General features: G+C 36.5%; 14 protein-coding genes and 1 pseudogene. 6 read left to right on the top strand and 9 right to left on the bottom strand.

Annotated features, from left to right (window positions below):
- Nucleotides 1-1,614, bottom strand: a complete 1,614-nt coding sequence (locus A9C19_RS03550) for a diguanylate cyclase (RefSeq protein ID WP_072578685.1) — start codon at nt 1,612-1,614, stop codon at nt 1-3.
- Between the two features lie 513 nt (nt 1,615-2,127).
- Nucleotides 2,128-2,811 carry a zinc metallopeptidase gene (locus A9C19_RS03545; protein ID WP_072578684.1) on the bottom strand — a complete coding sequence of 228 codons (684 nt, stop codon included), beginning with the start codon at nt 2,809-2,811 and terminating at the stop codon, nt 2,128-2,130.
- 160 nt (nt 2,812-2,971) lie between these two features.
- On the opposite strand from A9C19_RS03545, the gene A9C19_RS03540 reads away from it, so the two are divergent.
- Together A9C19_RS03540 and A9C19_RS03535 are read left to right on the top strand one after the other, a co-directional pair.
- Nucleotides 2,972-3,241, top strand: coding sequence for a hypothetical protein (locus A9C19_RS03540; RefSeq protein WP_072578683.1), 270 nt, complete (start codon nt 2,972-2,974; stop codon nt 3,239-3,241).
- Entirely contained in the window at nt 3,225-4,220 is a 996-nt protein-coding gene (locus tag A9C19_RS03535; RefSeq protein WP_072581723.1) for a potassium channel family protein, read from the top strand. Before A9C19_RS03540 ends, A9C19_RS03535 begins: the two co-directional genes overlap by 17 nt.
- Nucleotides 4,221-4,449: 229 nt before the next feature.
- Here the strand turns inward: A9C19_RS03535 and A9C19_RS03530 are convergent, their stop codons facing one another.
- The 3 genes from A9C19_RS03530 to A9C19_RS03520 form a co-directional block, all read right to left on the bottom strand.
- Nucleotides 4,450-4,851: a YugN-like family protein gene (locus A9C19_RS03530; protein WP_072578682.1), complete on the bottom strand. Its 402-nt coding sequence runs from the start codon at nt 4,849-4,851 to the stop codon at nt 4,450-4,452.
- Between the two features lie 306 nt (nt 4,852-5,157).
- Nucleotides 5,158-6,510, bottom strand: a complete 1,353-nt coding sequence (locus A9C19_RS03525) for a glucose-6-phosphate isomerase (RefSeq protein ID WP_072578681.1) — start codon at nt 6,508-6,510, stop codon at nt 5,158-5,160.
- A 171-nt stretch (nt 6,511-6,681) separates the two neighbouring features.
- Nucleotides 6,682-7,845, bottom strand: coding sequence for an iron-containing alcohol dehydrogenase (locus A9C19_RS03520; protein ID WP_072578680.1), 1,164 nt, complete (start codon nt 7,843-7,845; stop codon nt 6,682-6,684).
- A gap of 140 nt (nt 7,846-7,985) precedes the next feature.
- Here A9C19_RS03520 and A9C19_RS03515 point away from each other — a divergent pair, with 140 nt between their 5' ends.
- Nucleotides 7,986-8,216, top strand: coding sequence for a DUF378 domain-containing protein (locus A9C19_RS03515; protein WP_072578679.1), 231 nt, complete (start codon nt 7,986-7,988; stop codon nt 8,214-8,216).
- Between the two features lie 328 nt (nt 8,217-8,544).
- Nucleotides 8,545-8,829: pseudogene (locus A9C19_RS03510) on the top strand (transposase); the annotation flags it as partial.
- Nucleotides 8,830-9,155: 326 nt separating this feature from the next.
- Here the strand turns inward: A9C19_RS03510 and yugI are convergent.
- From yugI to A9C19_RS03495, 3 genes are all read right to left on the bottom strand, one after another.
- Entirely contained in the window at nt 9,156-9,557 is a 402-nt protein-coding gene (yugI, locus tag A9C19_RS03505) for a S1 domain-containing post-transcriptional regulator GSP13 (protein ID WP_072578677.1), read from the bottom strand.
- 378 nt (nt 9,558-9,935) lie between these two features.
- Nucleotides 9,936-11,105 carry an aminotransferase gene (locus tag A9C19_RS03500; protein WP_072578676.1) on the bottom strand — a complete coding sequence of 390 codons (1,170 nt, stop codon included), beginning with the start codon at nt 11,103-11,105 and terminating at the stop codon, nt 9,936-9,938.
- The gene (locus A9C19_RS03495) at nt 11,102-11,602 is read right to left on the bottom strand and encodes an Lrp/AsnC family transcriptional regulator (RefSeq protein ID WP_072578675.1); all 501 of its coding nucleotides are present in this window, start codon (nt 11,600-11,602) and stop codon (nt 11,102-11,104) included. Before A9C19_RS03495 ends, A9C19_RS03500 begins: the two co-directional genes overlap by 4 nt.
- A gap of 310 nt (nt 11,603-11,912) precedes the next feature.
- Between A9C19_RS03495 and A9C19_RS03490 the strand changes: the two genes are divergently transcribed.
- Nucleotides 11,913-12,749: an alpha/beta fold hydrolase gene (locus A9C19_RS03490; RefSeq protein ID WP_099092734.1), complete on the top strand. Its 837-nt coding sequence runs from the start codon at nt 11,913-11,915 to the stop codon at nt 12,747-12,749.
- Nucleotides 12,750-12,858: 109 nt separating this feature from the next.
- Here the strand turns inward: A9C19_RS03490 and A9C19_RS03485 are convergent, their stop codons facing one another.
- Nucleotides 12,859-13,122 carry a DUF1871 family protein gene (locus A9C19_RS03485; protein ID WP_072578673.1) on the bottom strand — a complete coding sequence of 88 codons (264 nt, stop codon included), beginning with the start codon at nt 13,120-13,122 and terminating at the stop codon, nt 12,859-12,861.
- A gap of 90 nt (nt 13,123-13,212) precedes the next feature.
- On the opposite strand from A9C19_RS03485, the gene A9C19_RS03480 reads away from it, so the two are divergent.
- Complete coding sequence (locus A9C19_RS03480) at nt 13,213-14,385, top strand: MalY/PatB family protein (protein ID WP_072578672.1); 1,173 nt, start codon at nt 13,213-13,215, stop codon at nt 14,383-14,385.
- Nucleotides 14,386-14,428 lie beyond the last annotated feature (43 nt).

Below are 14,428 nucleotides of genomic sequence, written 5' to 3'. Positions count from 1 at the left end.
TTATTTCATCCTCTTTAGTAAATGACCTAGCCTTGTTTCGAGCTCCAATAACTTAAATGGTTTTGTAATATAATCATCTGCACCAAGCTGAAGTGCTCGTGAGATATCATGATCACTTTTTCTAGAAGTCAGCATCATAATTGTAAAACGCTCTTGATACCTCATTTTACGTAGGCTTTGCAGCACCTCTAATCCATCCATTCTTGGCATCATTCCATCTAATATAATGAGATAAGGCTCATCTTTTATTGTATGCCAATCACTTTCCATAAACTCCATACCGTCCTTAAACGAACGAATATCAAGCTTGAACTGTTCTGTAAACTTGCTTTTACTCATTAAATCTTCTAACATCGTTCTAATAATTGGGTCGTCGTCAATAATTCCAAGATGAACAGGCTTTTTGAGATAAGTTCCTTCCGTGACAGGAACAATTTTCACCTGTGCCCTCCCTGCCTGTTTCGCCTCATATAATGCACTATCTGCTAATTCAATATTCTTTGTCAAATCCAATTCATGTACTTGCACTTCATGAACTCCAGCAGAAAATGTGCATGTGAACGATTCTCCATTTTTAGCAAATGTTTGCTTCGAAAAATCTTGTAGTATTCGATCAAGGACAAGCTTTGCGTCATCTGCCTTCGTGTCAGGAAGTAATACTATAAACTCTTCCCCACCGTATCGAATAACAACATCATTTAACCTTAACGTATTTTTTAACATTTCAGCAAAGCTCGCCAGCACTTTATCACCAATAATATGTCCATATGTATCATTAACTGATTTAAAGTGGTCTAAATCCAGCATTCCAATAGAGAATGTTTCATAGTGTCTTTGTAATTGATTGACTAATCGATCATACACCTGCGGAAGATACTTTCGATTATAGACTCTTGTTAGTTCATCCACTAATATTAAATCATCAATGGCCTGTTTACGGTCCAGCTGTCTAGTTATTCTAACAATGAATTCATCCATTTCTAATGGTTTCTGAATATAATCATCTGCACCAAGCTCATAGCTCTTCATTCTCATTTCTTTCGACTTATCCACACTGATCATAATAGTCGGAATAAAATGCTGATTCATTTGCTCCTTCAAATGGCTAAGAACCTCTAACCCATTTTTATCCTTCATATGAATATCAATAATGACACAATCAGGATTTAAATCATAATAAGAATGAATAGCTCGTTCCGAATCTGCTACAGCGATGACAACCCAACCGTTTTTTTCTAATTCATCTTTTAAATACATTAATAAGGCTGTATCATCGTCAATTAATAGAATGAGCTTTTGATCATCGAGATTCTCTTTTTTAGTAATAACTTCATCAACATTAGAATACTCCTCGTGATAAAAGATTGAAATAAGAGGGAAGAGGAAGGATTGGAGCTCTTCCTTTGTCCACTCTTTATCCTCTTTCTCATCGATGCTCTCCATTAATGAACGAGCCATTTTCCCCGCTTCACTAAAACCAATTGTTTCCGCTGTACCTGATATCGAGTGAAGAAATCGAAATAACTCTCTATGGTGAATCCCTTCTTGTTCATTTAACCAAGCTTCTAATTGTTTACGTACGTTTTTCACCAATGTTTGTAAGTATTTATTCATCGCGACTCTCCCTAATTTTAGATTTCTATCTCGTGCCTCTATATATATGTAGTTATCCTTATTATTATCATAAAATTAGTCAAATTACGACAAATTTAGCATCGCTGTGGTTCAAAATTAATAGTTGTATTTACATTATCATAGAATACGGTTGTCTTACTATTTTCTGTGTTCACTATTCCTTAGAACAGAAAGTGTTCCACTCGTTGATTAAATAGGTATTTTAGATTAACTAATTTCTGAATAGTAAAAGTGAAATATGCCAAAGAAAACTGCAAAGTAGGGTTACTTCACAGTTTTCTTTCTCTTAAGAGTGAACACGTACAAGTCAATTTGTTTACAAGCACAAAATTAAACTATGACTTATCACCTATCTTAAATAGAAACAACTACTTTTTCCTCAGAAAAAAACAGCACGAAACTCCCCCTGTATGACTTTAAAAAAGTGAAGTTGAAACTAACTCCGAATTCTACAAGACTATGCTGATAATCAACCCACTTTCTCTTCATCACCTATTCGCGATTACCTTGTGAAAAAATCGCGACGAATTTTAACAGTTGGAGCAAAGATAATAAAGCTGCTGCTACATAGGTTAGTGCGGCTGCATTCAGTACCTTCTTTACACCTGTTTCTTCCTGATTTGAAATCATTCCTTCAGAAATCATAAGCTGTCTAGCTCTACTACTAGCGTTAAACTCTACAGGTAACGTGATGAGCTGAAAAGCAACAACAGCCGAGAAAAAAATAATTCCTAGCCCTAACAAATTTAAACTACCTAATAAAAAGCCTCCGATTAAAAGAAAGGGAGCGATGCTAGAAGTAAAATTAACAATAGGAAAAAGTTTATGTCTTAAAACAAGTGCCCCATACGCTTCACTATGCTGTATAGCATGACCGACCTCATGAGCAGCGACTGAAATAGCTGCAATTGAAGCATGTGAATGAACGGTATCCGACAACCTGACCGCTCTCTTGAGAGGATCATAGTGATCTGTAAGAGCTCCTCTTATATGTTCAACCTTCACATCATATAATCCATTTTGATCTAAGAGCCTTCTAGCTATCTCAGCACCTTGCATATGTGAGGAAGCAGGAACTTGTGAATATTTTTGAAAATTTCCTTTTACTTTGAATTGGGCCCAGAGTGATAACCCAAATGCAATAATGATTAAAAAATCCAGTGGATGGAAAAACATGTGTATTCTCCTCCTTACATTCTTATCGTTAGTTTAAACAACTCAATTTGTTCTAGTAGATAAAAAAATTTTTCCAACAAATATTGTTATGGAAAAATCCGCAAGCTGAAACAACAATTGTACATACTAGGGAAAAAGGCGTTTATTTGAGGGTGGTATTTTGAAGGTAAACGATCAAGAAAAGAAGGCATTGAGTGAAGCGATAGATAGGATGAACGAGGGCTTGGACGCTTTTATTGAACTCTATAACGAATCGGAGGATGATTCTGAGCTAATTGAATTCCAAGAAGAAACCATTCAAGTGATTGAAAAGGCAATCCAAGCTTACGGAAAAGAAATTGTCACAAATAAAATAAACACTATCGTAAAAGAAGTGCTCTCTTTTTTACCTGCCAAGAAGGATGATGATGGAAATGGCAAAGACAAATAAAACAATTACACAATGGCTAAGGTGGCCTGTTCACCTTCGGATAACCATTATTGTCATGTTTATAATCCTTGTATCTGGAGAACTTATCTCTTTAGTGGAACCGAAGGAATTCCCCACAACCTTTGATGGAATCTGGTGGGCATTAGTTACCGTTTCTACAGTAGGATTCGGTGATTATGTTCCACAAACCTATTTTGGGAGGACTCTTGCTATGGTGATGATCTTAGCTGGAGCCAGCTTTGTTACAGCCTACTTTGCTAGCATTTCAGCAGCTGCCATACGGAAGCAACATAGATATTTAGAGGGGCTTGTTTCTTTTTCCGGTCAAAACCATGTCGTCCTAATTGGATGGAATGAAAAAGCAAATGAAATGATTGAATCTCTCAAGTGTGTAAAACCCTATAAGCAAATCGTCTTAATAGATGAATCATTAAAAGAATCACCACTCATTGAGAACGTGCATTTTATTCGTGGGAATCCTGCAAATGATCACACTCTACAGAAAGCAAATATCTCCAAAGCAGATGCAGCGATTATTACAGCAGATCAACATAAGAATGAGCAAGAGGCAGATATGCATTCAATTTTAGTGCTGCTTTCCCTGAAGGGGATGAATCCACAGTTATATTGCGTCATTGAGCTTTTAACAGAACAACAAGCCAACAATGCAAGTAGGGCAGGTGCAGATGAGGTTATTAAGACATATAAATTAGCAAGTCACTTTATTATGAGTAGCTATCTTGCTAAAAACGGACTGTCGCATTTCTTCTCTGAATTGAATCCTGCAAGCGGCAACTTATTTCAAATTCTTCCTGTATCAGAGTCCATTATTGGAAAATCATTTAGGGATGCTAGTCACATACTACTTGATCAGGAATGTATCCTAATTGGCATAAAACGAGGAGAACAAACAAAGGTGAATCCGCCACTCTCCTATAAGATAAACGCGGAAGATTCTTTAATTGTCTTTACACATTAAACTGTTTGTTATGAATGGGTCCTTACACTTATTAGAGGCTGGAACAGAAGTGCCTGACACCTTATCGAAAACAACTCTATGCACGAACTGGTTTATCAAGTGCATACAATAGTTTTGCTCAGAGGGTGCGTGGCTCTTTGTGTTGTCCCAGCCTCGTTTGGTTCGTTTAGTTTACTAGCTTTTTTATCGTACTGTCACGGAAAGTCTTGCTTATCCACCGAAGTAGTTCTTATACTAGCTCTGCTTCTAATTCCTTCACTAATGCCTTGCCTAAATCAATATATTTCTCAGGGAAAGATGCATCCTTATCTTGCGGCTCTTGGAACTGATCAAAGGACGCGCTAAAGTTACCAATATGAACATGGTCATCTAAACCAATCTGATACTTGTGTGATAATAAGAACGGTCTACCAAGTTCTACAGTCGCGTTATGTGCATCTAGCTGTCCATCGACCGCTGTAAACGGAACTCTTAGAAACTGATATCCAACCTCTGAATCAATACGATAATCAAATGAACCATGATCATAATCCCAATTCCCACCTATTACATATCCGAGCGGCTTTAGCTTTTGCTCTAAGAAATATAATTGAAAAGATTTATTTTCTATACTAGACGGAACCTCAATCATTATCCATTCCCTCCTTTTTTAATAGCTTGTCCTAAATACAAAAAGAACATGCTTTAGAGAGTACAAGCATATAGAAGCAGAGTTGGTCAGATGTAAGAAATTGGCTGAGCTACTGTTTAATTGGTCTTTATCCTATTGCTAAAAGGATGTGACGTCTCATTAAATCCTTTCAAATGTCTCTGATTTCGTATGGCTAATCGATTGATAGAAACAGCATAAAATTACAAAAAGGGTTCGGAATGTCGCCATTCCAAACCCCTTTTGTTTACAACTGACCATTCCTTATAATAGGTATGGTTTATTTCATTACTTCTCTAAGCGTTTTTCAAGCTCGGCTTTTTTCTCTTCAAAGCCAGGCTTCCCAAGTAATGCAAACATATTTACTTTATATGCTTCAACGCCTGGTTGGTCAAATGGATTAACTCCTAATAGATAACCGCTCATGGCACATGCTTTTTCAAAGAAATAGACTAAGTAACCAAATGTGTAAGCGTCCATCTCTGGAATTGTAACAACTAGGTTAGGCACACCACCGTCAGTATGTGCAAGCATCGTTCCTTGGAATGCTTTTTTATTTACGAAATCAACTGATTTACCAGTTAAATAATTTAGACCATCCAAATCACTTGCTTCTTCTTCAACAAAAAGTTCATGACGCGGAGTTTCGACATTGATAACGGTCTCAAAGATATCACGACGTCCTTCTTGTACATATTGACCTAAAGAATGTAGGTCAGTGGAGAAGTTTGCAGAAGAAGGATAAATACCTTTTTGATCTTTCCCTTCACTTTCTCCAAATAACTGCTTCCACCATTCAGCGAAGTATTGTAAGCCTGGTTCGTAATTAATTAACATTTCAATTGTTTTTCCTTTATTATAAAGAACATTACGAACAGCTGCATATTGGTACGCTATATTTTCTTCTAGCTCAGAATTCCCGAAGTCCTCGCTTGCCGCTTGGGCACCTTTCATCATGGCTTCGATATCAACACCTGTCACCGCAATTGGTAGTAATCCAACAGCAGTTAAAACAGAATAACGTCCACCAACATCATCTGGAATAATGAATGATTCGTAGCCTTCTTCAGTAGCAAGAGTTTTCAATGCACCACGTGATTTATCTGTCGTTGCATAAATACGTTGTTTTGCTTCTTCCTTACCATACTTTTCTTCAAGTAGCTTGCGGAAAATACGGAAGGCTAGAGCAGGCTCTGTTGTTGTACCTGATTTGGAAATAACATTAATTGAGAAGTCTTTACCCTCTAATAAGTCATGTAAGTCTTTCATGTATGTAGAACTAATGTTGTTTCCAACAAAGATCACTTGTGGTGTTTGTCGTTGTTCTTTTGATAATGCGTTATAAAAAGAATGATTTAGCATTTCAATTGCTGCTCTAGCACCTAAGTAAGAACCACCGATACCAATTACTAGAAGCACCTCAGAATCTGATTTAATTTTCTCTGCGCTTTTTTGAATGCGTGAAAATTCTTCTTTATCGTAATTCTTTGGTAAATCAACCCATCCAAGGAAGTCACTACCTGCACCTGTTTGTTCATGAATTGAATGGTGTGCAACCTTTACAAAGTCACGTAAGTATGTAATTTCATGTTCGTTAAAAAATGATAAAGCATTTGAATAATCAAAACGTACATGTGTCATCGTCTCTCTCCTCCATAATCGTAATTTACAGCTATTATCACTTTATCTAAAGTAACCAAGTAAATCAAGCAAAGTTCTTATTGTAAGCGTATTCAATTAGGAGATATTTTTAAAATTGTGGGACAACAAAAGAAAGCACGGATTTTTGTCAAAACCCGTGCAACCTCTTTCTTATAATGACGCAGTTAAAATTGCTACTACGTCTTCTTTTTCTAATTTCTTAAAGTTACCGAATGGTCCGTTAACCATTGCTTTGTCAGCCATAAGATCAATTTTTTCATCCGTAATATCGTAATCCTTCAAACGACTTGGTGCTCCAATACTACTCCAGAATTCTCTAAGCCTTTCAATTCCTTCTAAAGCAATTGTTTGATCATCTTTATTCGTTGGATCAACATCAAAGACATTTACAGCAAGCTGAACAAAGCGAGTGATGTTCTCGTTTAAATTATGCTTCATCCAGTTAGGGAAAATGATCGCCAGTCCGCCTGCATGTGGAATATCATAAACAGCTGAGACAGCATGCTCAATATTGTGACTTGCCCAATCCCCGCGATATCCCATTTGTAGTTGACCGTTTAGAGCGATCGTTCCAGAATAAAGAATCGTTTCACGAAGCTCATAGTTCTCAAGATCTTCAAGTAGCTTTGGTGCAGTATCAATGACTGTTTTTAGCAAGGATTCGCAAAAACGATCCTGTAATGGTGTGTTTGTTGTATGATGGAAGTATTGCTCAAATACATGTGACATCATATCAACCATCCCATATACCGTATGATCCTTTGGCACACTGAAGGTATTAACAGGATCTAATATTGAAAATTTAGGGAATGTAGCAGGACTTCCCCACCCATATTTTTCATTTGTTTCCCAATTCGTAATTACTGATCCTGCATTCATTTCTGAACCCGTAGCAGCTAGAGTCAAAACGGTTCCAAAAGGTAATGCCTCTAAAGGAATATGTTTTTTTGTTACAATATCCCAAGCATCGCCATCATATTTAGCACCAGCAGCAATTGCCTTCGTGCAATCAATAACGCTTCCTCCACCAACAGCTAAAATAAAGTCGATACCTTGTTCTTTACAAATTTCCACTCCACGTTGAACAGTAGTAAGACGTGGATTTGGTTCTACACCCGATAATTCAAATAGCTCTGTATCTAATTCATTTAATGTTTTTACTACTTCATCATAGAGACCGTTTCTTTTAATACTTCCCCCACCATAAACTAGAAGAACTTTTTTTCCGTATTGAGGTACCTCATTTTTCAATTGTTCTAATTGACCTTTACCGAAAATTAATTTAGTTGGATTGTAGTATGTAAACTTTTCCATAGTTATCGCCTCCATCTATAGATTATGTAGATGGAAGAATAACTTGTAAAGAAAAGTGCTTTTAAAAGAAATTTTTATTGAATAGTTTTTTCTATTTGAAACAAAATAATAGCGTAGTTATTAACTAAGGAGGTAGTACAATGAGCGGAATTCAACGTATAGCACTTGTACTTACAATAATAGGAGCAATCAACTGGGGGTTAATCGGATTTTTCCAATTTGACCTAGTTGCAGCAATCTTCGGTGGACAAGATTCTGCATTATCTAGAATTATTTATGGCCTAGTTGGAATCGCAGGTTTAATTAATTTAGGATTATTATTTAAACCTTCTGAAGAAGTTGCAAGAGAACCAAGACCTGAAGCGCGATAATATCTCTGTATTAATTAATTACTCGTTAAAAAAGAGGCTGACCCAAAAGTCTAGATTTTAGACCTTGGGTTAGCCTTTTTTCATACTTTTATCTTTTTAATTCAGTTAACGTAAAAACCGGGACGTTCCATTGCGCTCCAGTCACTTGCTTTCCGCGGGGAGGAAGCTGATCCTCCTCGCTGCGGCTGTGGGGTCTCAGCCTTTCCTCACTTCCCGCAGGAGTCATGTGTCTTACGCTCCATTCCACTATCGATCTAAAATTGTATTTATAGAAGTAAAACCCCTACGAAAACAGTCTTTTTTAAAGAATAATTAAACAACAAAAAAATCGGATAGTCAAACTCCTGATTTTCGAACGATCAATCGGTTTCGATCTGACCGTATGAAAGACATTATCTATCAAGTCTTCTTTTCAATTGTAGAGTTACTACGTGAAAAAGGATTGGTAAAGCTGGAGCACTATTTTGTTGATGGGACTAAGATAGAAGCAAATGCAAATCAATATACATTTGTTTGGAGAAAAGCGACAGAAAAATACGAAAATAGTTTAGATGACCAATATCGTCAACTCGCTTTACAAATTGAGCAAATCCTTGAAGAAGAGGAAAAGTCCGCCCCTTCCGCGGGGGCGTGTACTTGTCGAAATTTATCGTTTTCTTCTTAATAAATGACTCAATTTCGAAAATATATGATGAAAAAGCGAAAATAATCCGGTCAAATTAGTGAATAAAGTGAGAGAAACGAAAATAAATCATGCAAATTCGAAAATACGGAAGTAGTCCGCAAATCCCCACAGAAAGCAAAGCGGTCTAGAATGAAAATCAACAGCCCCCTTCAACTGAAGCCAAAATAAAAAGACTGTAGACAAGCCCGATTATTATCCGAGTTTGTCTACAGTCCAAAATGAGCTATTATGCTCATCTTCCTCATGCTAGAAAATTATTTTTTAACTTCTTCTTTTTTAGATTGCTCAATCCACTCTTCAAGCTTATCTTTTAACGTGTTGAAACCTTGTGGAGTTTCAGTTTCTGTTTTTACAGTTGCTTGACGCTTTTTAGGTTTTCTTGGCGCAGACTCTTTCTTTTCTTCTACTGGTGCTTCTTGAGTTGCACGGATAGATAAGCTAATTTTTCCAGACTTCTCATCGATAGAAAGTACTTTTACTTGTACTTCATCATTAATGTTTAAATGTTCGTTAACATCTTTAACGAATCCGTGAGTGATTTCAGAGATATGAACTAATCCTTGAGTTTCTCCATCTAATGCAACGAACGCTCCGTAAGGTTGAATTCCCGTAACTTTTCCTGTATGAACACTGCCAATTTCGTAATTTGTTGTCATAAATAACACTCCTATTTTCTTATAATTATATGTCCAATTATACGCAATAAAAAATTATATCATAAGTTTAAGTATTTTACAAAGGTTGTAATAACGATCACTTATCGAAAACCGCCCGAAACCAACCACATTTGTCATACTCTCTTCCTCTTTAGTATGCCTATCTTAAGCAAAATAACCTATCAACCAAGGAAGATTTATATGATTGCCTTAGGATAATAAGTGTCAATCACAGGAAAAATATTTTCCTTTAACAAGATAGGTTTAAATTTCAACAAAAGAGGGAATCATACAAGCATAAGGCTTTCTAGTATTCCCCCTTTTGTTTTCTCTATAATAGCTGACCATTTAAATGGTCAGCCTTTTTTTATACTCTTTTTATACTCTTTTCTCAATAAATCTCTGCATTCGTTTTAAGGCTTCCTGTAATTGTTCTAATGATGATGCGTATGAACAACGAATATAGCCTTCACCACTATCTCCAAATACATTCCCTGGAACTACAGCAACCTTTTCTTCTATAAGCAATTGTTCAGCAAATTCTTCCGACGTTAAGTTTGTCGCTTTAATTGAAGGGAATACGTAAAAAGCTCCCCCAGGTACATGGCAGGTTAAACCCATTTCATTTAAAGCATTTACAAATAAGTTTCGACGCTGTCTGTAGCTTTTTTTCATAAAATAAACATCTTCCTGGCCATTTTTCATTGCTTCAATTGCAGCATACTGCGCCATAGTTGGAGCACACATCATTGAATACTGATGAATTTTTAACATTGCGCCTAAAAACTCAGGCTGTGCCGCTATATATCCTAATCTCCAACCAGTCATCGCAAACCCTTTTGAAAAACCAGATACAAGGATGGTCCTTTCTCTCATGCCTTCAATTGAGACAAAGCTTGTATAGTCACGATCATATGTGAGCTCCGCATAGATTTCATCGGAGATAACGAGTAAATCATGTTTTTCAATTATTTCAGCAATTCCTTCAAGCTCTTCCTTATCTAATACAGTTCCTGTCGGATTACTAGGTGAGCATAGGATAATGGCTTTAGTCTTGTCTGTAATCACTTTTTCTAGTTCCTTTGGCTGCAGCTTGAACTCCATATCCCCTTCTGTTTGTAAACTTATAGGAGTTCCCCCTGCTAAGGAAACGAGGGAAGCATAGGAAACAAAGCTTGGTTCAATAACAATCACTTCATCACCTGGATTAACAATAGCTCTAAGTGCTACATCAAGTGCTTGACTGGCACCAACTGTTACAAGAATTTCTTCTTTAGGATTGTAGGATTGTTTTGAGACCTTCAATAAATAATCGCTAATTACTTCTCGTAATTCTAAAAGCCCTGCATTTGCAGTATAAGAAGTATGCCCCTGCTCTAAAGACAAAATCGATGCTTCTCGAACTGCCCATGGTGTAACAAAATCAGGCTCACCCACACCAAGAGATATGACACCTTCCATACTTGCAGCTAAATCAAAAAACTTCCGAATCCCAGATGGCTTTAACCCTTTTACTGTTTCGGATAAATAGTGAGATGGTTCAATCATGGAGACACCACAATTCTCTTATCCTCATCATCTTGATCAAAAATGGTTCCATCATGCTTATATTTTTTGAGAATAAAATGAGTTGTAGTCGATAGGACAGAATCTAAGGTAGACAGCTTATCGGACACAAATTGTGCAACATCAGACATTGTTTTTCCTTCGATGATGACAGATAAATCGTAAGCACCTGACATTAAATAAACTGATTTGACTTCATTAAATCGATAAATCCGACTTGCAATATCATCAAAGCCAACACCACGTTTTGGCTGAACCTTTACATCAATCATTGCCTTTACACCTTCATGACCATCAACCTTGCGCCAGTTTACCTGTGTTGTGTAATCAACAATGATTCTTTGCTCTTCAAGGTTTTTAATAATAGTATTGGTTTCTGACTCAGTTAAATCAACCATTTTGGCGATATAGTCAGGAGAAAGACGACAATTATCCTCGAGAATCTCTAATATTTCCACTTCTTTTTCTGTTAATTTCATTGGTAACACTCCTACTTTTCAAATCTTCTGATAATTATACCATCTAGTTGCTTGTTTTTCCTATGTTTTAGAAAAAGAAATACGGGTAGATTTTACATGAGTGATATCATGTATTTCGGAAAAAATAGAATAAACCTTTTAAAATCTGTACTCAACTCTCAATCAAATTAACAAGAAGTTTCTTTAAATTTCATATATAAATCCTCAAGATTTCACAACGTTTAAAGAATTTGAGACGCAACAGATTTTCAAGGAGATATTCTATCATAACAACCAACTTATATATAGAGTAAAAATGGAGTGAATGCTTATGGATAGGAGTCATTACTATTGTAGCACCATGAACATTCTTGGCGTGAACGTTCACTATGAAGTATACGAAAAGGAAAAAGGAAAACCGACACTTGTTTTGATTCATGGTTTTTTATCCTCTAGCTTTTGCTACAGAAAAATTATTCCTTTATTAGAGAAAGATTATACCATTATTACCATTGATCTACCGCCTTTTGGAAAAACAGAAAAATCCACTAAATTTGTTCATTCCTATACAAATATGGCGAAAGTAGTTATCCAATTAATAGAAGCTTTACAGATAAAGAAAGCATTTCTCGTTGGACATTCAATGGGGGGACAAGTTTCCTTAAATGCAGCAAAACAAAGACCAGATCTCTTCCAAAAAGTCATTTTACTTTGCAGCTCAGGCTATATGAAAGGCGTTCATCCTAGCTTGAAATTCGGCTCTTATGTACCATATTTCTATCTTTGTATTAAACATTGGTTAGCTAGCCAGGGGATATTAAAAAATTTATATAATGTTGTACACGATCGAACACTGATTGATCAAGAGATGATGGATGGCTATATGGCCCCCTTTCTAGATGATAAAATCTTCAGAGCATTAAATCGCATGATTCGTGATCATGAAGGGGATTTACCACCTGAGGAGTTAAAACAAATTGAACAGCCTAGCTTACTCATCTGGGGGAATGAAGACAAAGTGGTACCTGTCCCAATCGGACATCGTCTAAAAAAGGACTTACCGAACTCTACCTTCTTTTCGTTCCAAAACACAGGTCACCTTGTTCCAGAAGAAAGACCAGAGCATGTAACAGAAAAAATTGTGACATTTTTATCTCAGGCACAATAGTATAAGAAAAGGTAAAGTGACTCGGTCAGCGCTTAGGCCCACATCAAGGCATTTTATGTTTCTTAAACAGGAAAAAAGGCAAAATGTTCAACAGACATTTTGCCTTTTCCTATATCTCACAGCTACTTGCTGAATTTTTTATCTCTAGAAGTTTCTTGGCCATCTTCTCACATTCTGAAAGAGGAATCATTTCTTCGAATGAGAATTCATAGATCTCCTGTGTTTTACGAGCGAGCTTTATAGCTGTATCGTACATATGAACGGCCTGTAGCACATCTACTACTTCCGTTTCATAACTTCCTACACCATAACCGAGTGGATCCCATTTTAATAATTCTTCCATTATTAAAAGATTTGTTTGCTGCGCTTCCATTTTGTCACCTTTTTAGTTATCTTATTTTTTGCACTGTTATTGTAACACATTTATGATAGAAGGAGAAAATGAAAACAATGAGGTGATGGAATGAGTCGTTTTGATCAACTAATAAACAGAAAAAACACAAGTTCTGTTAAATGGGACTATTCAAAGAAACTTTTTGGTGTTGATGATGTCTTGCCAATGTGGGTGGCTGACATGGATTTTAAAGCCCCTGAAGAGGTGATAAACGCCTTACACGCACGTATTGATCATGGAATTTTCGGCTATACAATGCCTGGAAAGAGCATGGAGGAAGCCATTATTCATTGGGTAGAAAAACGTCACCATTGGAAGGTAGATTCAAGATGGATGACATACAGTCCAGGAATTGTCACAGCACTTAGTTTAGCTATTTCTGCTTATACAGATCCAACCGACAAGATCGTTGTCCAATCTCCTGTTTACTATCCTTTTTTTGAGATGGCTAAAAAACATAAACGAGATGTTCTATATAATAAGTTACACCTCACTGAACAACATCGTTTTGAAATTGATTTTGAAGATCTTGAAACTAAGCTCTCTAAGCCTGAAACGACAATGTTTATCCTTTGTAATCCTCATAACCCTGGTGGTAGGGTATGGTCAAAGGATGAACTACTTCAAATAGGTGAGCTCTGCTTAAAACATCATGTTTTACTTATATCGGATGATATCCATTCCGATCTTCTCCTTTTTCAACATGAGTATACACCAATTGCCTCACTTAGGGAGGATATTGCTAGGAATACTATTACATGCATAGCACCAAGTAAGACCTTTAATCTTGCAGGTCTTCAAGCCTCTGTCCTTCTTATACCGGATGAAAGCTTAAAGAAAAAATATATAGAAGCTCAGCAACTCTATGGATTAATGACCTTGAACACCCTCGGTACGGAAGCAATGGAAGCTGCATATCGTCACGGGGAAGCCTGGCTTGATGAGCTCATTGTGTACTTAGAGGAAAATGTAACAATCGTAAAAGAATACCTAGGTGAGCATCTTCCTCAAATTAGAGTAATGGATCCCGAATCCACTTACCTTCTATGGCTAGACGTACGTTCCTTTAACAAAACAGATGATGAGCTAAAAAAACTCTTGTTACATAAAGGGCAGCTTGCTTTAGAGCCTGGATCTAAATTCGGTCAAAATGGAGCAGGATTTTTAAGAATGAATATAGCATGTCCAAAGGAAACTCTTCATCAAGGACTAATAAGACTTGTTACAGCATTGAAAGATTGATAGCTCCCTAACACCTTAACAGAATGGAATAAGAGTATTTATT

Origin of the sequence: Bacillus weihaiensis (assembly GCF_001889165.1) — a bacterium.
Taxonomy (GTDB): domain Bacteria; phylum Bacillota; class Bacilli; order Bacillales; family Bacillaceae; genus Metabacillus; species Metabacillus weihaiensis.
Note: the sequence above shows the minus strand (reverse complement) of the source record. Positions and strands in the feature narration are given on the sequence as shown.

Coding starts and splice junctions, on each gene's coding strand:
- A9C19_RS03550 (WP_072578685.1), bottom strand. CDS start 1,614: ATGAATAAATACTTACAAACATTGGTGAAAAACGTACGTAAACAATTA.
- A9C19_RS03545 (WP_072578684.1), bottom strand. CDS start 2,811: ATGTTTTTCCATCCACTGGATTTTTTAATCATTATTGCATTTGGGTTA.
- A9C19_RS03535 (WP_072581723.1), top strand. CDS start 3,225: ATGGCAAAGACAAATAAAACAATTACACAATGGCTAAGGTGGCCTGTT.
- A9C19_RS03530 (WP_072578682.1), bottom strand. CDS start 4,851: ATGATTGAGGTTCCGTCTAGTATAGAAAATAAATCTTTTCAATTATAT.
- A9C19_RS03525 (WP_072578681.1), bottom strand. CDS start 6,510: ATGACACATGTACGTTTTGATTATTCAAATGCTTTATCATTTTTTAAC.
- A9C19_RS03520 (WP_072578680.1), bottom strand. CDS start 7,845: ATGGAAAAGTTTACATACTACAATCCAACTAAATTAATTTTCGGTAAA.
- A9C19_RS03515 (WP_072578679.1), top strand. CDS start 7,986: ATGAGCGGAATTCAACGTATAGCACTTGTACTTACAATAATAGGAGCA.
- yugI (WP_072578677.1), bottom strand. CDS start 9,557: ATGACAACAAATTACGAAATTGGCAGTGTTCATACAGGAAAAGTTACG.
- A9C19_RS03500 (WP_072578676.1), bottom strand. CDS start 11,105: ATGATTGAACCATCTCACTATTTATCCGAAACAGTAAAAGGGTTAAAG.
- A9C19_RS03495 (WP_072578675.1), bottom strand. CDS start 11,602: ATGAAATTAACAGAAAAAGAAGTGGAAATATTAGAGATTCTCGAGGAT.
- A9C19_RS03490 (WP_099092734.1), top strand. CDS start 11,913: ATGGATAGGAGTCATTACTATTGTAGCACCATGAACATTCTTGGCGTG.
- A9C19_RS03485 (WP_072578673.1), bottom strand. CDS start 13,122: ATGGAAGCGCAGCAAACAAATCTTTTAATAATGGAAGAATTATTAAAA.
- A9C19_RS03480 (WP_072578672.1), top strand. CDS start 13,213: ATGAGTCGTTTTGATCAACTAATAAACAGAAAAAACACAAGTTCTGTT.